Genomic DNA, 22,815 nt, shown 5'->3' with positions numbered 1-22,815 from the left:
TGATGAATGTCGGCTCTTGAGAATAAAGATGTAGTTTTTATGGACCTGGAATTCGACCGCAAACATATCTGGCACCCCTACTCCTCGCTGATCAACCCGCCGCCGGTTTATCCGGTGGCCAGGGCTGAAGGGGTTCGAATTTTCCTGGAAGATGGCCGCGGCCTTATCGATGGCATGTCCTCCTGGTGGAGTGCCCTGCATGGCTACAATGTGCCCGAGCTGAATCAGGCCATGCGCGACCAGATGGACAAGATGTCCCATGTGATGTTTGGCGGCCTCACCCATGAACCGGCCATTGAGCTGTGCAAAAAGCTGGTGGAAATCACCCCGCCTGGGCTCAACCGCGTATTCCTCGCTGATTCCGGATCTGTTTCTGTGGAAGTCGCCATCAAAATGGCGCTGCAGTTTTGGCACTCCCAGGGAAAGCCGGGCAAGAATAAATTGCTGGCCCTGCGCAATGGCTACCACGGCGATACCTTTGGGGCCATGGCCACCTGTGACCCCGTTACCGGTATGCACCACCTGTTTGCCGGTCAGCTCAGCCAACACCTTTTTGCCCCCGCCCCGCAAACCCCTTTCGGCGAAACCTGCCCGGAAGAAGATATCCGTGAACTGGAACAACTGATTGCGCAAAACAGCGACCAACTGGCTGCGGTGATCCTCGAACCCATAGTACAGGGCGCCGGCGGTATGCGCTTTTATTCCGCAGATTACCTGCGCCGGGTACGAGCACTCTGTGACGAATACGACCTGCTGCTGATTGCCGATGAAATCGCCACCGGTTTTGGCCGCAGTGGCAAAATGTTCGCCTGCGACCACGCCGCGATCAGCCCGGATATTCTCACCCTCGGCAAGGCACTCACCGGCGGTACCATGACTTTAGCGGCCGCACTGTGTAGCGATCGTATTGCCGAAGGCATTTGCAATGGCGAGGCCGGAGTCTTTATGCACGGCCCCACTTTTATGGGGAATCCCCTGGCCTGCTCCGTTGCCAATGCCAGCATCCAGCTGCTTCTCAGCAGCCCCTGGCAGGAACGAGTCACAGTGATCGAGCAGCAGCTGACCGAGCAGCTGGCCCCATTAAAATCCGCACCGGGTGTGGCCGATGTTCGGGCCCTTGGCGCTATTGGGGTAGTGGAAATGTGTGAGCCAGTGAATATGGCCAAGGTGCAGGAAGCTTTAATCGAACGCGGCGTTTGGCTGCGTCCCTTCGGCAAGCTGGTCTACGCCATGCCGCCCTATGTGATTTCTAAAGAAGACCTTAGCCAACTAACTTCGGCAATGGTTGATGTACTGGGGGAGATTTCCTAGCCTTCGTACCAATTAATTTGTGAAGCCGGTCTCAATAATGCCGGATTAACCGGCTCTTTCTGTCAATAACCTTCACAGTTGCTGCTGCGAGCAGATGGCTATCTGATGACTTTCCTTAACACGGGGGCGCCGCTTCCAGGCTAAAGACCTCCGTTGACCCCTCCCGCATTCGTCGTTCGCAGATTCAATTTTCTTCGTCTTTACAAGCTTCGATCAGCTTGATCGCAATTTCTGCCAGAAATGTTTTGAGCCCCTAAAAATTCCTGTATCATAAATGTTAATGATAGTTATCCTCATTTGTGATAGCAATCAAAGTGATCACAGTTAAATGTTAGGCATTCACCTCGCCCGATCAATGCCTTTTCAATCTTTACTGCTTGGGCGTTAGAGAGGAAAAATGAGAATTTTAATTGCATTACTTTTTGCGGTTACTTTTGCTACCACGGCGCAAGCTAGCGATGCATCAGGAGAAAAACCCATTCAGCACCTCAAGGTAGCGGATGTTACTTCGATGAAGGATGCCAAGAAGATTTTCATTGAGAAAACAGCAGAAATTAAGGGCAAGCAAAAGCTTGATGCTGCTGAGCTTCACCAGATTCATGCCATCACCTACACGCTTGAAAAAAGCGTTGAGTTTTTCGCAGAGAACTTAAAGGGTGAGAAGCAAGAGCTGGCAAAAGAAATTGCCGTTGTGGTGGAGAACATCCATCTTAACTCCGAAAACAACCGTGTAGAAAAGACCCGCAAGGACCTGAAGGAATACTTTAAATTAGCAGACAAATTTGCCGCTGGGTTTAAGCATCATTAATAAGCTCAATCCCGAGCTTAAACAGCGTTTCTTTTCGCAGCGAAAGGCTCGTCTAGTACGATAGAAAACTGAAGGGCTAGCTATCAGTAGTTAGCCCTTCAATAATAACACCACTCGTTCATGGCTAGGTGCCACAACCTCGATCAGATTCTTTACGATACCCATTGCCCATACTTCCTTCCTTTTTGATCCGCCTATAAATCTCCTCGCGGTGTACGGGTAAGGATTTTGGAGCAAGTATTCCTATCTTCACCTGATTACCCTTAACTTCCAATACCGTGACTGAGACATTTGCTCCAATCCGTAAGTTTTCGCCTGTCCGGCGCTTTAAGACCAACATATTTATGTCCTACTGATACTCAAGCCATAAGTAGACCTTCCACGACGGGAAAGCTTAAATAGTAACGTTTTGAGGAAATACGGAGTGGTGCGCGAGAACGGTAGGCGTAGAAAAAGAAAAGGCAGACGCAACGCCCCCAGGGCTTGGGGAATCTCTCCAAGCCGCTGATTGTGCTCCACTTTATTGAAGACGAGCGGGTTTCTAGCGTACTATGCATATAGCCATCTTGATAATGTGTGTATCAATTTGGTTAGCTGGCCCCAGGTGTTCCAGCACCTTGGGTCAGCGCCTTTTACTATTTCTTACTTCACGCGACCGTTCTCCTTTAAGGGGGTGATTTTTAAGAGAAATCTTGGTTTCTTGATTCTCTCGGCTCTCTTGAATCGAGCTGCTTTGATTATTGGCTTCAGATGGCTTCTTAGTTACGACCAGAATAACAATAAAGATCTATCGATTTTACGCAGCTTTGACACTAAAACAAACTTAATAAAATCCAATAAGATCATTTTTGTGCCTATATTTTTAATTATTATTCATGCTTTGAAAAATTTCAGTTGTGCATAAAAATGGCCATTTAAATTAACACTCCTCACCGTTTCTCGCGTTAGAATGCAAAAAACAATAGTAATACTGCTACTTGAAATACCTTCCACGCATCAATAGAAAAGATCTCTCGATAGCCAAAATATCTTACAGACTTTTAATATATTGCTGTGGTATTTAGGTCGGCACTCTATTCGTAGTGATAGTGCTATTTTCACTCATCATTTAGGATCCAAGCCTTATGGTACGGTAACCCCTATTTAAAAAGGCCGCACCAGAACATCCACCAAACGCTCTGGTTTGACAGATGGTTTTGGGGAAATATCATCCTTAACTGCTTGAGCCTGCTGATTTTATATACATTTTGTTGCTTTTCCGTACTGCCAACATCAAAGATCAAGAGCAACCGCACATATCCACAGTAGAAAAAGCGCTAACTCATTGATTTTGAATGATTTACGCCTGTGATCAAAAGCAGCAAAATATCAGGATATAATGCAGCCGCACTATATCCACTAGAGTAATTTTCCACCAGTGTTGGCTAACATACTGATTTATTCGATTTTTTTCTGGCTAGAGGAGTTTTCTTCTCTTGGGATATATCGGCTGGTGATATAATGCAGCTGCTTTTGAATACACTGTTATGTGCTACCAAATCTCCAGCAATCGTTGAAGCTGAGAGTTTGAATGGAGAAAAATTAAATAATGAGATCATCTGCAAATATCAGCCTTGACTCTGGTTATATTTACCAAGTGCAATTGAAAACCATATACTTTGATTCAAATGGGAACGCAATTTCTGGTGAGTTTCGTTGTGATAGTGACCTGACTGATCAAATTGAAAAAGATGCTAGAGATAAAGGCTCATGGAGAGCAACGCAAGAGATGGAGATCGATTTTTACCACAACAATGAGAGCTATAAATTTTCTATCCTTGTTCAAACTCCATTTTCAGAATCAGCTGAATTTAAAATAACTAGCCCCAATAAGGCATAAAATGGGTGAACCTTTAAACAAAAACAGTAGGATGGAGTGCACTAAACATGGGCTTCAGAAACCTGCTTTCATATGCTCTCATCTCCAGCATGGGGTGAACTTAGGGTTTATAGAAGCAAACGATAATCCCGATCCTGAATTTCCGTTTCGTGAAGCTTGGTGCCATGAGTGCGACACTGTGTTAATGGCTGAGGGTGAATGGAATGATATATCTGAAGGTTACGCACAAATCATGGCGATCTGTGAAGGGTGTCTAAACGAGATTCAAGTACGCAATGAGCATCAGGCACATAACAAGTAAATCCAGGTGACGCCTACGGCGCACCTGATTTAGGCGTTAGCCGAATAAAGAATTAGAGATATGTCAGGAATATTTAGCTTTACATGTTCATGCTGCAGTGAAGTCCACGAAGGCTCTCCAAGCTTTGGTTTCAAAGCTCCTGATCCGTGGATGTCACAACCAGATGAAATAAAAGAGAAAGGAAAGATCAGCGATGACCTTTGCTATTACACAGATGAAGATGGCACACATTATTTTGCAAGAGTAATAATAGAAATACCTATTCACGGTGTAGCAGACCCATTCATGTGGGGTGTATGGGTATCTTTAAGTGAACAAAGCTTCAATCATTATATTGAGACTTGGGACGAACCAGATACTGGTAAAGGTTACTTTGGTTGGTTCTGCAGTGAACTTCCTTATTATGAAAGCACTCATTCTTTAGCAACAGATGTAAACCCACAAAGCGAAGGTTCAAGACCAACACTGTGTTTACATAAAGCTGAGCATGAGTTTTATAATGACTTTATTAATGGTATCAGCATAGAAAAGGCGCAGAATATTGCAGAAATTTGCATGCATGGCTAACAAGTTGCCGCACAATCGCCCCTTTGGGGCTGGACAGCCTACACTGCGTTTCAGCTGCCTGTGGGCAAGGCGTTATGTGCTCAAGGAGATCGTGTGAAATTTAGAGATGACTACGGGGTGTATGTTTGCCCACATGTATTTGATGGCTCTAGACCTGTTTTAGATTCTTGTAGAGATACGGATGGTAGTTGGCAGTTTTTATGTGGCGTTCAGGAATGTATGGAAAACAGTGAGCCAAGATTCATAGGTGCAGGCCATCTAATAAAGAGAGATGAAAGCATAAATGACCTTACAGTTTTGGAACCAGGTACTTATGCTGAAAGAAAAAGCATAAATGCTGAGTGGACTTTTGGTAAGCTTGAAGATTAGTTCAGGTACTTACACAACAAGCGAGTGCAATCTGACCTCCGGCCACTGTCACGTTTTGTGCGTTCCGCACAAAAAGCGCCAGTAGCCTCCGGCAGTTGACGCGGGCGTTAGCGTCATAAGAGCGATGAGTATGAAAGTTGTACAAACTCGTGTCCAAGGGCTTATCTATAGATTAGATAACTTAGTCCTCTCTCTAATTGGTATTTGCTTGGTATCGATTGCAATGGTATTTTTTGGAAAGGACATTCCTCAAAAATATATAAATTCTACGTGACAGGGCTTTTCATCATTCCAATTGGGGTAACAGTTTGGCTCGCAGTATTTAATAGTGGTAAGTCTAAGGTCGAGGAGTACTCATTTTTAGTTACTGAAGATGCAATAGTTTTTCGTAGCTTGTTAGGGTCTGACTACATGCCTATCTCTGAGTATAAGGATTATGTAGTTAAGGGGTGGTGGCCAATGACTATTTGCATAATAGGCAGTGAAAGCAGCATAGAATTTAGTCAGTCTGTGTTCTCTGCAAAACAAATTAATCAAATAAAGAATGAGCTAGATCGGTTGCGCTAACAAACGCAAGCAGCCGACTCGCTACGCTCACGGCTGTTGCGGGCGTTACAACTAGAAATTATGAAAGACCTGAGCGAAATTTGTAGGAAGTGGTTAGATAATGCTGATCTAGATATCAAGGTAGAGTTCGGTAATGATGGCAGCACAATACTTTTAGTCTTCTATGTTGTAGGTGTTGGAAAGAAAGTACTAGTAACGTGTAAACGCCCCATAAAATTCTCTGTCGAACAAGATCCTGATGATTTGCCCATGTATGTTGTTTTCGAGACAAGTATAAGCCTGAAAAAGAAGAATTCATTCGAGGGACTTATACATTCAGATGTTCTACAGAATATAGAGGTTGATGAGCTGTGGCATGTTGATGTTTCGGAAGGCGATGCGAAGGTATTAGTAGTATCTGAGCAGTTGAGCTGGGAAATATTGGATATTACGGCCGAAGAAAGATCGTGGTACACAAACTAAGAGCAGATAAAGTTGTAACAAGAGCCGGCACGATCAAAAATGCTGCGTATTTTTTGGACCTCCGGCCCGTGCGGCTAGGCGTTATGTGAATTATATTGATATGCTAAAGGAATATCTAAATCTTAGATTGATAGGGGCTTTTTTATTGATTTCAGTATTTGTGGTCATGCATATAGGCTATTACGATACTGTACTATTGATTCCATTTATAATCAGCATCCCGCTTCTTGGATACAAAATGGTCCCAAAAGATAGGGTTGAAACGTGGCCGCACAAGTTATTGTATTTTATATGGGCCAGTTTGGGAATGTTTCTAGGAAGGCATATTGATACCCATGCTTTATTATTCATTAAATCAGTATTTGACGATATTTTTATTGTTTCACTGCTATGTTTAGGCGTGTTCTTAATTTACTATGCTAACACGATTAAAAAATTATCAGAGAAGAACGAGGCATGAAGCACATAACAAGTGGCGGCAATGCGCAGCCTTTGGCTGCCGGACTCAGCACTGTGTGCTTCGCCGCTGCGCCAGACGTTATAAGTAATAGAAAAATGGAACCTAAAGAACTGAAAAGGAAGCTTGACATAGTCGCGACTTGTTGCATGCAGCTTTCCAGAGATTTGCAGTCTCTGGACACACAGTTAAGCCTGAATATGGACAGAAAAGCGATTCGAGAAATAATTACCAATCTTCATTGGGCGGCCGAAAACTCTACTGTGATTGGGCTTCACCAAATTGGTGAGGCGCTTGAGGATAACATGGGTACCGGCCTCCATGATTGATATTGCTTATAACAAACGCCGGCACAAATACGTGCTTTGCACTTTGAACTCGCAACAAGTTGCTCGCCTGTGCGGCGGGCGTTATGCACCAATAGGGACGAAGCATTGAAATTTACTCTCGATAATGACACCACTCCGACCAATAAATCTCACATTAAGATCAACCCATTGGTTTGGATGAAATATAAATCGGATGTCGTGATTCCTATGACTGCTTCTGTTTTTATATGTGTATATATTTCGTATAAATACTCTTACTTGTTTCTTCTGGGAGTACTTCTGTTTTTGCTAATTAATACATTTTATTGGCTGAGAGCTAAAGAGCATCTTAAAGCAGAGTCAACGCCAGGCTTGGTTATTTCCACAGAGCCACCATTGATGGCGGTCTATTCGAACATGACTAAATATGGCGAGTTTTACCCAGCTATTAAAATAGAAAGCTTTAAAAACCTAAGCAAGCACCCGGTTGGGGCTAGAATAGCTACTGCATCCATTTATACCGAAGAAAATGAGGAAAATGATTACTGGGATAATTTTCATCCTATTCCTGTAGAATACGGTACTAAGGAAAAAGAAGAAATAGAAAGCGCTTTGTCACTCTATTCCATAGAACAGTGGAGATACTTAGAAAGAGGTCTTTCAGAACTGGGTAAGTGTAAAAAGGAAGGTTTATACAGAATCATGGCAGGTGAAAGTGGTTGGTCAAATGCATAACAAAGCCAGCCAAAATCGTGCGCTACGCACACTGGACTCGCAACAAGTTGCTCGTCTTTGCTGGCGACGTTATGTGAAATGAATCGTACTGAAGCCATAAAAAAGATAGAGTACTCTTTAGCAACTTGTGAGCCGCAGATAATCACTCCAGCGGGTACAACCTATGAAGAGCATGTTGATCGGCTATCAAGGAAATTACTCACTGAGGTCATTGATCCTGTACGTGTAAAAGTGACCTCTACGATCATCCAGAGTAGTGATTTCGAAAGGTATCGTGGCTCTGAGGTGTGGGCAATTTCTAGAGGTCCCGGTGGATGGCTATTAACCATCGCAGGCTCAGATGAGTTTGCCCTTGGCTTTGGCGAAGATACTACATTAATTAAAATGCACGGTTGTTCCTCAAGTGATGCGTTAGGAGAGTGGTGTGCATAGAAATTCACATAACAATCGGCTGCACGCAGACGCCCAAACCTACGCGCTTTTTGTAGGTTTCTCTGCGCTCAATTTATCACAAAAAGCTCTCCGGCTTGGGCGCTGATGAGCCGGGCGTTAGGCATCAGCGATGATTGAAGATTGGAGTGAATTGATAGAGATTTTTGGAGAGAATGATGGTTCTCTACCCGATATTGAAATAGCCAATCTTACGGCTGAGGAAGTAATTCTAGGATATGAGATTCTAAGAAATCACGCGGGATACATATCTTCGGAAAATACTTATTATTGGTCTGTATCGAAGCTATGTGAGGTTCCGATCTCATTAGAAGATAACCCTTCGGAACTGGTTGTGTCCGGTGAAGCTGAACCTTTTCATCTTTGTTTCAGAAATGTAAAAAGTCCGAGCGGCAAAGAGCTACCGGAACTTGGCTTGTTCGTGTTCTCTAACAGCCTCGCGCTAGATTATCGCATGGGGCCGGAATGGAATCAGGATGCAATAGAAGGTTTTTTTGAATTGATATCGGCCATCACAAAGAAATCACAGAACTTCGAAATTGAGCACAAGACGAACATAAACGACCATGATGGTTCAATTTTTAAATCGCATTGGGCAGCGTACCAAAATGCCTAACAAGACAAGGCAGGCGGATGCGCTTACAACGTTAAATGTCTGAGAGGGAATCGTGGTAGACGTAGGAACATTCAATAGGCTATCTCCTGACGAGCAAAGCGAATATCAAAGGCACGCGGATAAATTTGTTCGCGCTGTTTTAAAATCAGGAACGCAAGATAGCTACGACTTTGAAGAGAAGTACCCTATTCAAAATATCAATGGTATGTGGTGTTTAGCTAAGTCGGGAAGCACTGAAGCATTTGCAGGTATTAAAAGTAGTTCCAAGGCAGTCATTGAGGCACTACTTACAGGTGCGGTTCAAAATTATGGTAGGTAAACAACATTTAACAAGTCAAGGCAGCTTCGCCACTCCGTGGCTGGACGCGCTAACGTGCGCCGCTGCTTAAGGCGTTACACATCACAATAAGGAATAGCCATGTTTTATATTTTTGGCACACATAAATTTAGCAAAAGAAAGAATGCTATAAAAAAATCGTACTGTAAGAGTTGTAAAAGTGAAGAGATTAAAGTCGAATGGAAGTGGTTTTCATGGTTTCACTTGTTTTTTATCCCATTAATTCCTCTTGGCAATAATAGTGTCTGGGTTTGTAATAAATGCGGTAGAGACAAGCAGGCAAATAGAGAAACATCTATCAGTGTCAAAGTTCTGATAATTTTGTTTCTATCGCTAGTATTCTTTTTATTTTTCACAAATGGTACTGAAAAACTAGAGCTCTTAACGCTTTGGTCTATACGTGCAGCAGTGGCTTTAGCGGTAGCATATTTTGTTTTTACAATCATCAAGCATAAAGAAAGAAATCTTAGTAAAATTTTCAAAGATGTCCTTCCTTTAGAGGGAAATAGACAATGTTTGAATTGCGGAGGCAATCTAACGGGCAATCGTGTTCTGAGTTGTGATGGTTGTTCTGTAGAGACATATGATAATGTGTAACAAGGCCATCAAATACATTCCGGCCACAAAAGACGTGGCCTCCACCGGACTACCTACGCTCCGCTTCGGCTGCCCTTGCTGGCAACGTTAGGCTCCAAGAAAAATTGAGAAGCAAGATGAATGATTTAGAGAAAGCTAATACCTTTATGGATAGCATTCATAGCGATATACAGTTCGAGGGGGAGATTGTATCTCTGAAAGGTAGCTTTCTTGCTCAGCAATTTGATGGCGTGGCAAAACTATCGGGAGGAGAGTACCAATTTGTCATCGAAGGGCCTAGAGCCCTTGTTACAGTCTTTGACTCGGAATTTGAAGCAAACGAAGACGATGTGTATGTACTTAAAGGTGCTCTTTCAAGTGCAGGTGAATTTGGCCTATTTCCAGGAATCAAGGTCCATGAAATTACCAAAGCCTAACAAGGCGCTGCTACGGAAAATTTGCTCGCTGGCGCTCCCAAATTTCCGCAGAGCGCGGCATTATACTGATACGACCTATGGATAGAGAACTAGCTGAAAAAACAAGCTTGCTTACACTTAAAATAGGAGCTGCAATGGATAATAATCTTGCTCTTATTAAGGATGGATGCTCTGAACAAGAGTTTAAAAACTACCAGCAAGCCACAGGAAAAGTGATGGGTGAACTACTTACTAGCTTTATGAACCCCATCTACGAACAACACCCGAGCTTGAAGCCCAAGGAAATGGGTGGAGAATATGAAGTTGATCCCAAAATCTACAAATAGCCAGGGTATAACAAATTTATTAAACATCGTTGTAGCCAGAAAACGGCTGCAACTGGACGCGCTGAAAAACGCACGTCGTTTATAAAGGCGTTATGCAACATCAAGGAAAATATGAAGTACGAAGTTAATTGGAAAGAACTTTGGAGTTCGCTCACAAAGTACATGTCCTTAACCATCATTTTTTCAGTGACCGCAATGTTGTTGGTTCGGCACGTATCTTCTGGGTTTGATTATGGAGAAACGTTTAAGCATTTAACACCGCTGGGTATGCTTGGCCTGATCGTTGGTTGCTGGCTATTCTCAGCTTTTTTCGCTCTTATAATTGCTTTCTGGTTTAAATTGGCATATGTGACCATTAAAGACGGAGTGATCGCAGGGCGTAACTATTGGGGCAGGAAGAAGTCATTCCCACTAAGTCAGCTAAAATCGATAGATAGTTTCAGTGATAGTGGCATTAATGCTGTAGTAGCAAATGGCGGTAAACGCGGTAAGGTTTTTGTTTACTATCAAACCGAAAAAATCGAGGAGATAGTAAAGATCCTAGAGGCGCACCTTCCCGAGAAAATGGAAGCGTAATACATAACAATGCGCTGCAGGCCGACGGCCAACTTTATGCACGGTCGCTTCGCTCCCATTATCGCGCATAAAGCGCCCAAAATTGTCCGCGGCTGAGCGCGGCGTTAGGAGCTTGATCATCCGAATAGCACTTTATTTAATTATCATTTTTCAATTGAGTGCATGTAATGCTTGGAATGATTGGCGCATGGAGCGCTCTATAGAAAAAATGAGGAGCGAGGCCAGGGCGAAAATAGATAGCGAAGCTTGCGTATCCTCTGGTGGAAAAGTTGAAGGTATAGGAATTTTTGGTATACCTTCTTGTGTCGCTTATTACATCGATGGTGGTAAAAGCTGCACGGATAATTCTCAATGCCAAGGGCTATGTTTCACACCCAACACCCATGAAATCGGAACTGCGATTCTGGGGTTGTGTCAGTCGAGTGAGCATGATTCCTTTGGTTGTATCAGCACCGTCGAAAACGGTGTTGTTAGCGAGGCATTTTGCCAAGATTGAGCAGGCTCCTAACAAAGCCAGGCAATGAAGCTCCGGGCCTGCGGCCCTCCGCGGGACAGCTTACCTTTTACGCAGGTCGCTACGCTCCCATTTTTACGCAAAATTCGCATAAGGTAAGCTGCCCCTGCTGGCGGCGCTAGACATAAATCATCAGAAATGACTAAAAACGAATGGAATAACTGTTGCGACGCTCCAGATATGATTGAGTTTGTTTGGAGACAAGAGCCGTTTCGTACAGTTTCAGAAAGGTTTAAAGAATATCCTGCTGCTAATGATTGGAAAGATTATTTGGATATTGAAATGCCTCTATACAAATTTTATATAGCTTGTTGTCGCGAAATTTGGCCTCTTCTTCCTCAGAATGAGAGTAAAAGGGGCGTTGAGCTAGCAGAGCAATATATAAGGGGAGAAACTGAGTGGGAAAAATTATCCAGATATAACTGGTATGTTGAGGGGGCCGCTTTTACCTTTGACTACGAAACTGATACAGAAAAAGTCAGTTTATGGGTTGAGGAAACCGAGTCGAGTCATATGGAGCTAATAGAGAAACTTGGTTCTTCTAATACTCTGGATTTGTTGAAGGATGCAGCTTACTTTGTTGATTACGCTATGATTTACCCTTCAATACAACCCAAAGGCTCACCAAGTGCATGTTATCACAAGTTTCTACAGCCAAAACTGCTTCGGCAATTTGTAAAATATCCAGTGTAAAATAGGGGCTGTGCTAGAAATGCCTAACAAAAATGTCAAACATCGCTACATGCCTACGGCATTCCGCCGGACTCGCTCCTGCGTCGCTCGCCGTTTACATTGGCGTTAACCCAGAGGTGTATTGAGTGAATTATGTGTTGATTTCAGCAATTGCGGGTTTTGTACTAGCGCTGATGCTTGGAGCCTCAAAGAATGCCAAGCCCGTTTCTATGGAGAATGGGGATGTTCTTCTTACGTATGCGAATTCAATTAGAGGTGCCGGTCTCGTCCTTTCCATTATATCTATAGGTGGTTTATTTCTTGCCCTTATCTTCGTTCCAATAAAGACAGAGTCAGATGCGCGAGCAGTTATTTGGCTATTCTCGGCAGCTTTTCTCTTTACAGCTTATTTTTATATTGAATTTTTTACAGTAAAGATCACCCTGAAATCCGGTGGCATTGCAGGAACGTCAGGATGGAGAGGGCTCAGAGAATATGAGTGGAGCGAAATAGAAGAGATAACGTATTCGCCGGTATCGATGTGGTTTACTATTAAGACTACAGCCAAAGCACCTCTAAGAATTCACGCCTGGATTAGCGGGATAGATGAGTTTCAAAAACATTATATGGCGAATTTAGAAAAGCAGATCTGGATTTCAGCTTATGAAAGTGCATTGAAGGATGAAAGGGTTAACAAGCAAAGGCAGTCGGACCGCTAAAGCGCCCGCTGCTTTGGGCGTTATTGTGACGGTCGATTTTATTGATTTTTTTTGGCAACTGAAGCTTTAGTTCCACTAAGTAGCACCCAGTATTGAGCTATTTTTACTGAATTATATTTAAGCAGTTTCTCTCCTGGAGAGTTTGCTTAGGTGCGGCAGAAACGGGCATTCCGCTGCAATTTCGTGGAGTGCCAGTAAGATATGAATTGGTTGAGGAAAGTGCGGTACTCATTCCTCGTAAATATTGGGCAGCGGCCAGCCAAGCCGTGGCTGACAAAGTGCTAATAGTCGGCTCCAAGCGCGCCAGCTATAACTAGGCCAGTCAAGCTCGCCCACCCCCTTCAGGGCTGGGCTGGACAGCCTGCGCTCCGCTTCGGCCTCCTTTGCTGGCAACGTTATGTTTAAACGAGTATATGAAAAATATTAACCTGTTCCATGTAATTTCTCTCCCTCTTCTGTATCTCATTACGTGGTACGAGAAAGGTTATGAAGCCGCAATATTCTATACGCTAGCTACAGCTTACCTAGTTGCAGGTGTCCGCTTGTCTTTTGGTGTTTTTACAAATGGATTTCGTGATCCATCAGAAATAAGCGTATGGGATTTGGTTGCATGCTTATATTGCGCAGGGTGTATCTTACTATGGTTTTGGAATGTTGGAGTAGATAGAACAGCGTATTTTCTATTATTTCCAGTGGTTTTTAGTTTAATAATTATTGGCGTGTTAAAAATATTCCGTAGTTTTAATTGGCAATAAACATAACAAAGCTATCAAGCGTGATGCTAAAAATTTCGCTTCATTTTGGCATGCACTTCGCGCATTATACGCTAAAATAAAGCTACGCTTTGAGCACAACATATAGCGGCATTATAAGTAATATAAAAATGGAACCTGAAGAACTAAAAAGGAAGCTCGACGTAGTCGTGACTTCTTGCATGCAGCTTTCCAGAGATTTGCAGTCTCTCGAAGCGCAGTTAAGCCTGAATATGGACAGAAAAGCGATTCGGGAAATAATTGGCAATCTCCATTGGGCGGCCGAGAATACTACTGTGGTTGGACTCCACCAAGTCGGAGAGGCGCTAGAAGATAATATGGGTACCGGTCTGAATGATTGAAATTACTTATAACAAGCGCCGGCACAAATGCGCGCTTCGCGCTGTGGACTTGCAACAAGTTACTCGCCTGTGCGGCGGGCGTTAACCATAAGGTCGTCTTAGAATGAAGATCTTTATATTACTTTTAACGCTGTTTATATCTCAGTTAGCGTTCGGCTGCTACTGCGTAGATACTCCTCTTGGGAAGAGATATTTGGAGTCTGACTATGTTTATCTCGGTCAGGTTCAGTCATCAACGCTTGGTGACAATGGCGTAGTCACAAACGAATTAGTTATACTAGAGAAAATTAAGGGCGTAGCAGATACAAAAAATGTCAAAAATACATTGTTTTCAGAAGATATGTGTGCGTCTCACATGGTGGTAGGGTACAAGTATGTAGTTTTTGGGAAAACTGGTTCGATTCCAGAAATTAGTTCTTGTTCAAACACTCGCTCGCTCGGTGATATCGGTAAACAAGGGCTGGCGCAGCTCCAAGAAATGGCTAACAAGCGCAAGCAGTAAGCTGCGGGCCTCCGCGGGACGCCCAACGCTATGCACATTTTTTGCATTCGCTGCGCTCCCTGTTTCGCACAAAATGTGTATAGCATAGGTCGCCCCTATTGCGGGCGTTATGTGTACTAGGAACCATCGAATATGAGTAGAAGTATCCATCAAACCGTAAAAGGAGTTTATGGCGGAAAGTCGGCTCGTGAGATGCATCGTATGCTGAACGAGAATGATCCCGACACTCAAGAGCTTGGGAAAAAGTACTCATATAAAAACTCTGAGCGGGAAAGGCGCAGCTACAAAAAGCAAATGAAAGAGATTGAGAGTGAGCGGTAAATGCATATTGCGCGTTCACATAACAAGCCGCAGCAACTACTCCCATCGGTCGCTGGGACCGCCAAAACGCTGCGCTTATTTGTCGGCCCCTGTGCGGGGCGTTAGCACTCAATATGAATCGAGCACTAATTGTATTTTTCTTGGTCACTTTGTGTTCATGTGATTCTGGTGTTCTCTGGAGTGACCACCCATATGAGATTCATTGGATCGATACGGAAAACAATGTCACATTGGCCCGTAGGATCAATGGTGGTCCTGATACAATCGGAAGAGCAGACTCAGAAGTGATAGCGGTTGGTAGCAATGACAAATTTGTCGTAGCAAAGCAAGGAGTTATTGGTTCTGAAGATATATCCTACTTTTACATAGAGAAAAGTAAAGATAGCACCTATCTAAACCTCGATGAGATTACACAGGGGCCATTTTCCGAGGTGCAGTTTCTAAAAATAAAGGCTGAGTTGGGTATTCCTGACTTTAGTAAGGAATTTTAATGCAAAGTGCTAACAAGTGCCGGCAACCGACTGCCAAAACGGTCACTTGTTTTGCAAAAAGCTGCAAAACAAGCACCCATTTTGTCAGCTTCTACGGCAGGCGTTACACGGCAAGGAGAATTAGTGCTTAATCGAAAGTTAGTTGTAGTATTTTTTGTATTAATGCCATGCCTAGTGCTTGTTTTTTTGCCGATATATTCTGTTGTGAGTGGGTACTTGAATCCAAGTTTAGAGCACGTAGAGAGAGCAAGAAATTACCTTCCAAACTCTAAACTGCTTCAGATCGGATTTGGTTCTGGCAGCTACTCCTGTATCAATGGAGAATGTGATTACAGTAATACCTATGATCAGAAACAATTTATAAGTGTTTCTAGCGCCAGTAAAATTGTTACAATTCGCAGGTCATATGAAGGTGAATGGACAGAATCTGTGGAAGAAACCAATCTAAAGTTAGGGCTTTCACTTTTAGCTATTTATACACTAGCAATATTTGGTTTGGGATTTTCACTAAGAGAGCTAAGGCGTGTGTAACAAGCCGCAGCAATCGCTCCCGCTGGTCGCTGGTCGCTGGGACAGCCAAAGCGCTGCGCTTATTTGTCTGCCCCTGTGCGGGGCGTTATACGCGAATAGTGGACATAAATGGATCTAAAAGAGTTAGGTAAGGAAACCGATAGCGAGTACGATCGCGAACATACATGTGATGAAAACCCCTTCCCCAACGAATACAGGTTTGTTCATTGTGTAGCGTGCGAGGACGAAGCGCAGGATACTTGGCAATTTCAGAAGTTCAATTTTGCCGATGCTAAAGAGGTTGAGATTGGCGAATCTGAGTACATTAGAGAGTTCACATATTTTAGTATGGTGGTAGTTTATTACTGTCCATTTTGTGGTGATAAATTGAATTGATAGCAGCCGTATAACTGGGCGTTAGCTTTAAGAGTAGGCAATGAAGCATTGCATCATAGAAAGGGATGGGGAGAGGATATCGGTTGATGAATGGCGTGAAGTTGCGAGTGGAGAGCCGAACTTTCTAGTTACCGATAAACTGATTCAGCAAAACCCATTTACAAAAGAGTTTCTAGAAATTGAGATTCCGGGATCTGGTTACTGGGTTCCAAGCTCTATGAACTTAGAGCGATTTCCTTACGACGGGAAAGTTCGCTTTCATTTTACTGAGCATGGGGTTCGTTTTATTCAGTATGAAAATCCCTTTGACTCTGTGTTCACTGGTATTGCTAGGAAGCTAGGTGCACGAGTTAAGCTAAAGAGTGTAGATCAAAGCTAACAATCACAGGCAGCGAGGCTCCGGCCCTTCGGGCCTCCGCGGGACGTCTTACCTTATGCACGTTTTGCGCGGTGACTTCGCTCCCATTTTTGCGCAAAACGTGCATAAGGTAAGCCGCCTCTGCTGTGGGCGTTAGGCATAAATCATGGATCCATACAAAATTCCAGAATCAGATTTAAGTACAGATACGAAAGTGATGCCAAAAACAATATATTTTGCATTTGGGTTTATTGTGCTTAGCTTTATGATCTTTCTAATTGAAGAGCTGACCTATGCCTCGGAGGAAGGGCCCTACGATATATATAACTATCTATTTATCCCGGTTTGGGCCGGAATTCTATATTGGGTTTCAAGCTCAATCCGAACTAGAAGTGACAATCCGAAGAATACATTTCTAATTCTGGCATTATTGGTTGCAGGTATGAGTATTTATACCCCTTTAGAGGGTATATTCTATATACACGGGTATAGGGGGGGCAGTGTGTTTTCTTTTCGTGTTTCTACTGTTAAATGCAAAAGAGTCAAAAGAATGGTTTTCTTAAATGCCTAACAATACAATCAACGCCCAGCCGGTTGCTGGGCTGGACAGTCTACGCTCCGCTTCGGCTGCCCTTGCTGACAACGTTATGTGCTAAAGATACTATGAAGTACCTATTAATTATTCCCATATTTTTTCTACTTTCTTCATGTGTAGCTGTACCACAGGAGAGTTCTCTGATTGGGCAATGTTTAGAGTTGGTTGAACCTCATAAACTTTGGGAAGGCAGAGAAAGCATATACGCAAGCTCTAGATTGATTACTTCATCGGATAGAGTTCAAATAGGGCCAATGGAAAAAACGGGAGTATCCTTTGTTGCTGGCACACAATTTAAAGTGCAAGGTATCTTTCGTAACAGCAATGGGTCATATGGCCCGTTTCTACGTGTGGTTGTCGAGGCCACCTCTGGCGACAATAAAGGGGTTGTCGCGGATGTGCCTGCATGTGTTCCATATCACCCAAGACCAAGATGGATTACTAACTGTACTTTAAATGCCAATGAACTTACCTTTAATAATCAGGTGGTACGTACATGCACATAACAAGCGTGTGTTGTTCGCCGTTATCGCGGCTAGGACAGCCTACACTGCGTTTCGGCTGCCCCAAATGCGGGCGTTATACGTAATTGAGATATGAGAACTATTATCCCTCTAATCCTACTTTCTAGTTCTGCATTCGGTGCAGAATTAACCTTGAGTAAAGAGCAAGGCTATGTCGTTCCTGACGGTAAAGTTTGGATTGTTAAAGATGCACCGGTCGTCGATTGCCGTGTGTGCACCGCAGATGTCTATCTGCGAGATGAACTTAACAATATCCAAATTAGTGGTGTTACATTTAGCGGGGAATTAAATTTCTCGTTCAACAATGAAAATAACGGTGAGATCAGAATGTATCCTGGCACAGAGGTCTGGTTAGGAGATAGCCGTAGGTTATTGAAAATAAGTGAAGAAGATCTGTAAACGTATAAAAAGGCAAGGTGAAATCGTTCCGCTGCGCTCCACTGGACGCGCTACCGCGCGACTTTGCTTGCGGTGTTATGTGTCAGAAGAGTTACAAAGACATGAATGGAAAACCAGAGCTAATCGCAATAGATCATGATAATTATCATGCTCAGCATATCGGAACTACCAAAGACGGGTTACAGTTCTTCCTCACAACTCCTTTTGAGCCTGGTATCGCTGAATATATTGCGTTATTCAAATTTGATGCTTTGGGTAATTTAGTAGATTCAGATATTGAGCCTTTAGGCCCCAGAAGTTCGTTCTCAGTAGATGAAGCAAAGGCAAAGTATTCATCTAAATTAGAAAGCCTCGGAAATATAAGTTTAGAGAGAATTGAAGTTAAGCCTTTTTCTGTAGAGTTGAATGGAACTAAATTCGGGCTAATTGCTATAGAGCCTGAGGACGAAGATGATATTTGGTCAGTAGAGTTACTGCCTGGTAACTACATGGCATTTTTTGAGCCATGGGATAGTGGTGTGTATGACACGTAAAGCGCATAATAAGCGCGTGAACTTCATTCCAGCTCTGCGGGCTTCCACCGGACTGGTCACGCTTCGCGTGCCCAGCCAATTACGCGGGCGTTAAATGTACTCGAAGATGAATGGCATTGACCTAAGGTCCGCAGCAATAATGATTACTATTTGTCTTCTAATTGGTTTGGGCATCCAGTACTTCACGGGATTTTACTGGCTAACAGCAATGTTACTGGTAATGATCGCTGTTTTGATTAATGGCCTCATCATCTTCAACGAAGATCTTGATGAAGGAGGGTTCGATCATCAAGAAGGAGTGACTGATACACCTGAAGCCAATGCTGAGCACAGTAAAGCCAATAAAATCCAAGTGGCAACAATAGTTCTACTTATCATAGGTGCAGTGTGGCCTTACATTTAACAAACCAATTAACTACGCGCCTTCGGCGCCCGACAGCTTACATTCCACTTCGCTGCATTCCAGCTGCGGGTTATTGAGGCGTCAAAAGTTATGAAAACTATCGCAGCATTTATTTTGATTACTCTATCTTCTAGTGCCTCATCAGATCAGGCACTTTCAACAACCGTCAGATCTCTATTAGAGTTTGGGAGTACAGATAGCTTCGTTCACGTCGGCAACAGCACACAGGCAGAATTCAATAAGCGGCGAAGTATTGCCTCATCATGCGCCCTCAACATTCTAGAAGGTGATGCCAAACAACCAATAGGCGATGGTAGCGCTAGCAATCGTGCTCTGATTATCTGCCCTGGCTTTAGAACTCTCGGCATTCGCTTAAAACCTGAAGAGTCAGGAAAATACCATATTTTGGGTTACTGGTCCCGATAAGCTTTTAACAAGTTACTACATCCGACCATCTACACTCCGCTCGCTTTGTGTTGTACGCTACGCTAGCAAAAAGCGACTCCATTCCGGCGGCGGCTGAGCAAAGCGTTAAGGGGCAGAATGAACAACACCATAAAAAACGTATTTTTCTTAGGTGTGACTCTATTAGCTGGACTAGTTTCGTGGGTTTGGGTCGAAATATCGAAAAGTAACGAATTGATCGCAATAGCGAATGATCCTATAGCGTCTGCTAACCGTGGTTTTGAAGAGGCCCTTAGTGACTATCGTCAGGATCACAAGCAATTTGTTGAAGTTTACATTCCCGGCGAAGGGTACAAAGTCCCAGGGATTTCGGAGTTGGCTCTCAAGGGTAGCCTACAGGATTTTGCGCCCAATACTTTCCTTATTTGTGGCACCGGGCTCCACTATAAAAATTTTGCGCTAGACATAGGCAGCCATGAATACAATAAATACTTTGCTCAGGCATACAATGCGAAGCTACTGGAGCTATTAGCCAGTGAGCGCCCTTAACAAAGCCGGGCAATTTGCTCTGGGCCTGCGGCCCTCCGCGGGACAGCTTACCGGCGGCGTTATTCACCAATGGGTAAGGTTCAATGAATTTGCTATTCGTTTGCAGCGAGAATAGATTGAGAAGCCCAACTGGAGAAGAAGTCTTTTCTCAGTATGATGGCATCAATGCTATTGGTTGCGGCACAAATAAAGATGCAGAAACAACTATTAGCGGCGATCTTATTGAGTGGGCTGACATAATCTTCGTTATGGAGAAGTCTCACCGCAATAAGGTAATGAAAAAGTTTAAGGATTTACTAAAGGGTAAGAAGCTAGTTTGCCTGGCAATACCTGATAACTATGACCGGATGGACCCAGTGCTTGTCCGTATTTTGGAAGATAAAGTCTCTGTCCATGTTCGTCTTCAGAAAAATGCATAACAAACGCAGGCACAATCGCCAGCAAGGTGGCTGGATGTCGCTGACGCTCCGCCTGTGCTGCAGGCGTTAAGATCCTATGGGATATATAGACTTAGAATGGAAGCATTATTTCAATGATGAACCTACAAGGATTGTGTCTGAAATTGGCATAGATGACTACGAAGCAAGGAAATTGGAGTTCTTTCATGATGGTTCGGTTGGCTTTGCTTTCGGATCAACAGAAAGCCTCCATACGAGGTTATGGCACTGAAGTCGTACTGCCTTTTGAAGAAATAAACTCCCAAGATGGATTTCGGGGAAAAACAATATAAAAAAACAATTCGAGTTGCTTTGGCATGAGTATGTGCCAAGTAGCTCTTAACAAGTTCAAGCAGGTGACGCCAAAAATCGGCGCGCCTACTAAAAAGCGTTAAGCTAATTTATCTAAAGGAAAAACTAATGTTAGAAAACCCGTACACTCCGCCGAGCGTAGATTTAGATGAGAGCAGCGAATTGCAAAGGTCGATTTGGTGGAAGATATACTTCTTCTTAATTACGGTTTTGTCGTTTCTTGGTTCTTATTCTTATATTGTAGCGGAGAATTCAGGTATTCCTGAATACCTAAGTCTTTTTAGCTTAGTTATTGCAACTGTCGGATTGTTCGGTTACTGCTTTCTTAAACAAATACTCTTTCCAAAGTTCTGGATGATGTTTTTAGTTCTATATTTTATTTATGGGATTATTTACATGTTTATATCCGAGGTTGATTTAAGAATGGGTATGTCTGAAAGTGAATTTCACATCTCTATAGCTATTGGTTATATTATGTCACTTCCAGGATATTTTGCTCTCTTTAGTTATGGACGAATCAAAAATCCAATATGGTCCAAAGCTTAACAAATTTAGGCAGTGCGGCCGCATTGCGGCCCAGATACACTTCTTGCACTGCAGCCAAAGGCATTAAAGGTAAATCAATGATCAAATCTATTTTCGTATTAGTTTCTCTAAGCATAGTATCTGGCTGTGTTGGTTTGGCTGTTGGTACTTATGGGAAAAACGAATGGGCGAGAACAGAATTCAGCTTAGGGAAAGAGAGAAATCAATTCTCTTTCGAAAAGAGAGCTTCGCCTTATTCAGAGGTTGAAATTGTTGAGCATTGGGGTAGTCCTGATTCTGTAGATCAATTTGAGCAATGCAAAGTACTCATTTATAAAGATGGAACCTCATGGGCGGGTGCAGGAGCATTTATAGGGGTAGTACCGGTTCCTATCGCGGTACCAACTGGAACGTATAAGAATCGTTTTTATCTTCGTAACAATGCAGTTGTTGGCCTAATTCAAGAATATGGGGAAGTAGATCGTGCTGTTGGCTATACGTGTGGTAGCAATGAGTGCGCTGCTAGCTCTGGAGAAAAGGTTAATGAACCTGAGGTTGACGCTAAAGTGGCTGTAACACAATGGTGTGCCAAGTCCCTTTAACAAACGCAGGCAGTATGCTGCGGGTGTTATGTTTCACGAGGCATCGAGTAGATGACGCTAATTGGAAGTAAAATGGAAAGTGACTTTCGCAAAGAGTTGATACGATCCAACGACGCAATCCAAGAGCCTGACTCAAAACTTCGGAAGGTATTGACTGCCAAAGGCCATAACACTAAAACAGCGTATGTTCTTCACTGGATACCAGAGCAGCTCGAAGATTTATACACAGTGTTAATAAGTGGCTCTTACCTAGTTGATGTAGAGATCGCCAAGTACGACAACTCCAAACCGCCAATAGTGGAGAGAAGCGAATTAAAATCCTACATGCACGGGCTAAGTAAAAGTAATCAAGTTAGGTTAGCAGTGGCAAAGGACTTAGCATGCACAATAACTTAACAAGTTTAAGCGCCTACGGTGCAGGTGCTAAAAGCGTTAGTTGCCCAAGGAGAAAAAGCTATCAATTTGTCAGATCAAGAAAAATGCTTGTTAGTAGAGTTAACCGATTTTGGAAAGTCGCTTCCTGAGTTTATCTCTGAGATTCATTCTGATAATCTTGAAATGAGCCTAGTAGCTAAATTTGAGCTGGCTATTGAACTTTTAATTTCTCTAAATTCGAAAGGCTTGCTGGCTCTGTATCAGCTAAAGCCGAACTCGAAGGTTCCGTATTCACTAGAAAATACGAGGACTTTGGATGGGCCTGACTTGGTAGAATTCATTAATGATCCTTGGAATTGGTCAAACTCATATTCAAGAGATCGCAATTGGCAGTATGAATTAGCACCTACTGTCCATGGGGAGTCTGTTCTGGATGATATATTTCGGCTAAAAAAAAACAACTAACAAGCGCCGGTG

At 43.2% G+C, this 22,815-nt stretch carries 37 protein-coding genes; 36 read left to right on the top strand and 1 reads right to left on the bottom strand.

What is annotated here, in order from left to right; translation table 11 throughout:
* Positions 1–6: 6 nt before the first annotated feature.
* Both bioA and ABWV76_RS00290 read left to right on the top strand, forming a co-directional pair.
* Positions 7–1,311, top strand: a complete 1,305-nt coding sequence (gene bioA, locus ABWV76_RS00295; protein ID WP_353374928.1) for an adenosylmethionine--8-amino-7-oxononanoate transaminase — start codon at positions 7–9, stop codon at positions 1,309–1,311.
* A 397-nt stretch (positions 1,312–1,708) separates the two neighbouring features.
* Complete coding sequence (locus ABWV76_RS00290) at positions 1,709–2,119, top strand: DUF6746 family protein (RefSeq protein ID WP_353374927.1); 411 nt, start codon at positions 1,709–1,711, stop codon at positions 2,117–2,119.
* Positions 2,120–2,243: 124 nt separating this feature from the next.
* Here the strand turns inward: ABWV76_RS00290 and csrA are convergent, their stop codons facing one another.
* A complete protein-coding gene (csrA, locus tag ABWV76_RS00285; RefSeq protein ID WP_282951306.1) occupies positions 2,244–2,459 on the bottom strand; it encodes a carbon storage regulator CsrA in 216 nt (71 codons plus the stop codon).
* 1,248 nt (positions 2,460–3,707) lie between these two features.
* Between csrA and ABWV76_RS00280 the strand changes: the two genes are divergently transcribed.
* The 34 genes from ABWV76_RS00280 (at position 3,708) to ABWV76_RS00115 (ending at position 22,803) form a co-directional block, all read left to right on the top strand.
* On the top strand, positions 3,708–3,998 hold the full coding sequence (locus ABWV76_RS00280) for a hypothetical protein (protein ID WP_020411644.1): 291 nt from the start codon (positions 3,708–3,710) through the stop codon (positions 3,996–3,998).
* 361 nt (positions 3,999–4,359) lie between these two features.
* Positions 4,360–4,866: a DUF2199 domain-containing protein gene (locus ABWV76_RS00275; protein WP_353374926.1), complete on the top strand. Its 507-nt coding sequence runs from the start codon at positions 4,360–4,362 to the stop codon at positions 4,864–4,866.
* 93 nt (positions 4,867–4,959) lie between these two features.
* Positions 4,960–5,235 carry a hypothetical protein gene (locus tag ABWV76_RS00270; protein ID WP_353374925.1) on the top strand — a complete coding sequence of 92 codons (276 nt, stop codon included), beginning with the start codon at positions 4,960–4,962 and terminating at the stop codon, positions 5,233–5,235.
* A 627-nt stretch (positions 5,236–5,862) separates the two neighbouring features.
* A complete protein-coding gene (locus tag ABWV76_RS00265; RefSeq protein WP_353374924.1) occupies positions 5,863–6,264 on the top strand; it encodes a hypothetical protein in 402 nt (133 codons plus the stop codon).
* Positions 6,265–6,720: 456 nt separating this feature from the next.
* A complete protein-coding gene (locus ABWV76_RS00260) occupies positions 6,721–7,050 on the top strand; it encodes a hypothetical protein (RefSeq protein ID WP_353374923.1) in 330 nt (109 codons plus the stop codon).
* A 105-nt stretch (positions 7,051–7,155) separates the two neighbouring features.
* Positions 7,156–7,764 (top strand): DUF3239 domain-containing protein, encoded by a 609-nt coding sequence (locus ABWV76_RS00255; protein WP_353374922.1) that lies wholly within the window; start codon positions 7,156–7,158, stop codon positions 7,762–7,764.
* Positions 7,765–7,842: 78 nt separating this feature from the next.
* Positions 7,843–8,196 carry a hypothetical protein gene (locus ABWV76_RS00250; RefSeq protein WP_353374921.1) on the top strand — a complete coding sequence of 118 codons (354 nt, stop codon included), beginning with the start codon at positions 7,843–7,845 and terminating at the stop codon, positions 8,194–8,196.
* A 130-nt stretch (positions 8,197–8,326) separates the two neighbouring features.
* Positions 8,327–8,830 carry a hypothetical protein gene (locus ABWV76_RS00245; RefSeq protein WP_353374920.1) on the top strand — a complete coding sequence of 168 codons (504 nt, stop codon included), beginning with the start codon at positions 8,327–8,329 and terminating at the stop codon, positions 8,828–8,830.
* Positions 8,831–8,882: 52 nt separating this feature from the next.
* A complete protein-coding gene (locus tag ABWV76_RS00240) occupies positions 8,883–9,149 on the top strand; it encodes a hypothetical protein (RefSeq protein WP_353374919.1) in 267 nt (88 codons plus the stop codon).
* A 99-nt stretch (positions 9,150–9,248) separates the two neighbouring features.
* The gene (locus ABWV76_RS00235) at positions 9,249–9,764 is read left to right on the top strand and encodes a zinc-ribbon domain-containing protein (protein ID WP_353374918.1); all 516 of its coding nucleotides are present in this window, start codon (positions 9,249–9,251) and stop codon (positions 9,762–9,764) included.
* 116 nt (positions 9,765–9,880) lie between these two features.
* The gene (locus ABWV76_RS00230) at positions 9,881–10,180 is read left to right on the top strand and encodes a hypothetical protein (protein WP_353374917.1); all 300 of its coding nucleotides are present in this window, start codon (positions 9,881–9,883) and stop codon (positions 10,178–10,180) included.
* A gap of 77 nt (positions 10,181–10,257) precedes the next feature.
* Positions 10,258–10,506 carry a hypothetical protein gene (locus tag ABWV76_RS00225; RefSeq protein ID WP_353374916.1) on the top strand — a complete coding sequence of 83 codons (249 nt, stop codon included), beginning with the start codon at positions 10,258–10,260 and terminating at the stop codon, positions 10,504–10,506.
* Positions 10,507–10,617: 111 nt separating this feature from the next.
* The gene (locus ABWV76_RS00220; protein ID WP_353374915.1) at positions 10,618–11,082 is read left to right on the top strand and encodes a hypothetical protein; all 465 of its coding nucleotides are present in this window, start codon (positions 10,618–10,620) and stop codon (positions 11,080–11,082) included.
* Between the two features lie 112 nt (positions 11,083–11,194).
* Entirely contained in the window at positions 11,195–11,578 is a 384-nt protein-coding gene (locus ABWV76_RS00215) for a hypothetical protein (RefSeq protein WP_353374914.1), read from the top strand.
* 156 nt (positions 11,579–11,734) lie between these two features.
* Positions 11,735–12,289 (top strand): hypothetical protein, encoded by a 555-nt coding sequence (locus ABWV76_RS00210; RefSeq protein WP_353374913.1) that lies wholly within the window; start codon positions 11,735–11,737, stop codon positions 12,287–12,289.
* 125 nt (positions 12,290–12,414) lie between these two features.
* Positions 12,415–12,987, top strand: a complete 573-nt coding sequence (locus ABWV76_RS00205) for a hypothetical protein (protein ID WP_353374912.1) — start codon at positions 12,415–12,417, stop codon at positions 12,985–12,987.
* Positions 12,988–13,870: 883 nt separating this feature from the next.
* Positions 13,871–14,101 carry a hypothetical protein gene (locus ABWV76_RS00200; RefSeq protein WP_353374911.1) on the top strand — a complete coding sequence of 77 codons (231 nt, stop codon included), beginning with the start codon at positions 13,871–13,873 and terminating at the stop codon, positions 14,099–14,101.
* Positions 14,102–14,204: 103 nt separating this feature from the next.
* Positions 14,205–14,603 (top strand): hypothetical protein, encoded by a 399-nt coding sequence (locus tag ABWV76_RS00195; protein ID WP_353374910.1) that lies wholly within the window; start codon positions 14,205–14,207, stop codon positions 14,601–14,603.
* Between the two features lie 132 nt (positions 14,604–14,735).
* Entirely contained in the window at positions 14,736–14,924 is a 189-nt protein-coding gene (locus ABWV76_RS00190; RefSeq protein WP_353374909.1) for a hypothetical protein, read from the top strand.
* Between the two features lie 113 nt (positions 14,925–15,037).
* On the top strand, positions 15,038–15,415 hold the full coding sequence (locus ABWV76_RS00185) for a hypothetical protein (RefSeq protein WP_353374908.1): 378 nt from the start codon (positions 15,038–15,040) through the stop codon (positions 15,413–15,415).
* A gap of 6 nt (positions 15,416–15,421) precedes the next feature.
* Complete coding sequence (locus ABWV76_RS00180) at positions 15,422–15,946, top strand: hypothetical protein (protein WP_353374907.1); 525 nt, start codon at positions 15,422–15,424, stop codon at positions 15,944–15,946.
* Positions 15,947–16,054: 108 nt separating this feature from the next.
* Positions 16,055–16,321 (top strand): hypothetical protein, encoded by a 267-nt coding sequence (locus ABWV76_RS00175; RefSeq protein ID WP_353374906.1) that lies wholly within the window; start codon positions 16,055–16,057, stop codon positions 16,319–16,321.
* A 40-nt stretch (positions 16,322–16,361) separates the two neighbouring features.
* The gene (locus ABWV76_RS00170; RefSeq protein WP_353374905.1) at positions 16,362–16,700 is read left to right on the top strand and encodes a hypothetical protein; all 339 of its coding nucleotides are present in this window, start codon (positions 16,362–16,364) and stop codon (positions 16,698–16,700) included.
* Between the two features lie 145 nt (positions 16,701–16,845).
* Positions 16,846–17,250, top strand: coding sequence for a hypothetical protein (locus ABWV76_RS00165; RefSeq protein WP_353374904.1), 405 nt, complete (start codon positions 16,846–16,848; stop codon positions 17,248–17,250).
* Between the two features lie 620 nt (positions 17,251–17,870).
* Positions 17,871–18,197, top strand: a complete 327-nt coding sequence (locus ABWV76_RS00160; RefSeq protein WP_282951323.1) for a hypothetical protein — start codon at positions 17,871–17,873, stop codon at positions 18,195–18,197.
* A gap of 101 nt (positions 18,198–18,298) precedes the next feature.
* Positions 18,299–18,730: a hypothetical protein gene (locus ABWV76_RS00155; RefSeq protein WP_353374903.1), complete on the top strand. Its 432-nt coding sequence runs from the start codon at positions 18,299–18,301 to the stop codon at positions 18,728–18,730.
* Positions 18,731–18,869: 139 nt separating this feature from the next.
* The gene (locus ABWV76_RS00150; RefSeq protein WP_353374902.1) at positions 18,870–19,133 is read left to right on the top strand and encodes a hypothetical protein; all 264 of its coding nucleotides are present in this window, start codon (positions 18,870–18,872) and stop codon (positions 19,131–19,133) included.
* Between the two features lie 90 nt (positions 19,134–19,223).
* Positions 19,224–19,559: a hypothetical protein gene (locus ABWV76_RS00145; protein WP_353374901.1), complete on the top strand. Its 336-nt coding sequence runs from the start codon at positions 19,224–19,226 to the stop codon at positions 19,557–19,559.
* Positions 19,560–19,676: 117 nt separating this feature from the next.
* The gene (locus tag ABWV76_RS00140) at positions 19,677–20,087 is read left to right on the top strand and encodes a hypothetical protein (RefSeq protein ID WP_353374900.1); all 411 of its coding nucleotides are present in this window, start codon (positions 19,677–19,679) and stop codon (positions 20,085–20,087) included.
* Positions 20,088–20,170: 83 nt separating this feature from the next.
* Positions 20,171–20,506 carry a low molecular weight protein tyrosine phosphatase family protein gene (locus ABWV76_RS00135; protein WP_020412368.1) on the top strand — a complete coding sequence of 112 codons (336 nt, stop codon included), beginning with the start codon at positions 20,171–20,173 and terminating at the stop codon, positions 20,504–20,506.
* 76 nt (positions 20,507–20,582) lie between these two features.
* Positions 20,583–20,756 (top strand): DUF6881 domain-containing protein, encoded by a 174-nt coding sequence (locus ABWV76_RS00130; protein ID WP_353374899.1) that lies wholly within the window; start codon positions 20,583–20,585, stop codon positions 20,754–20,756.
* Between the two features lie 188 nt (positions 20,757–20,944).
* Entirely contained in the window at positions 20,945–21,382 is a 438-nt protein-coding gene (locus ABWV76_RS00125; RefSeq protein WP_020412367.1) for a hypothetical protein, read from the top strand.
* A gap of 77 nt (positions 21,383–21,459) precedes the next feature.
* Positions 21,460–21,963 carry a hypothetical protein gene (locus tag ABWV76_RS00120; protein WP_353374898.1) on the top strand — a complete coding sequence of 168 codons (504 nt, stop codon included), beginning with the start codon at positions 21,460–21,462 and terminating at the stop codon, positions 21,961–21,963.
* A gap of 414 nt (positions 21,964–22,377) precedes the next feature.
* Positions 22,378–22,803 carry a hypothetical protein gene (locus tag ABWV76_RS00115; RefSeq protein WP_353374897.1) on the top strand — a complete coding sequence of 142 codons (426 nt, stop codon included), beginning with the start codon at positions 22,378–22,380 and terminating at the stop codon, positions 22,801–22,803.
* The last annotated feature ends 12 nt before the right edge of the window (positions 22,804–22,815 follow it).

The sequence above is a fragment of the Microbulbifer sp. NBRC 101763 genome, from assembly GCF_040371615.1.
Classification (GTDB): Bacteria; Pseudomonadota; Gammaproteobacteria; order Pseudomonadales; family Cellvibrionaceae; genus Microbulbifer; species Microbulbifer variabilis.
This window is presented reverse-complemented; position numbering and strand designations above follow the sequence as displayed.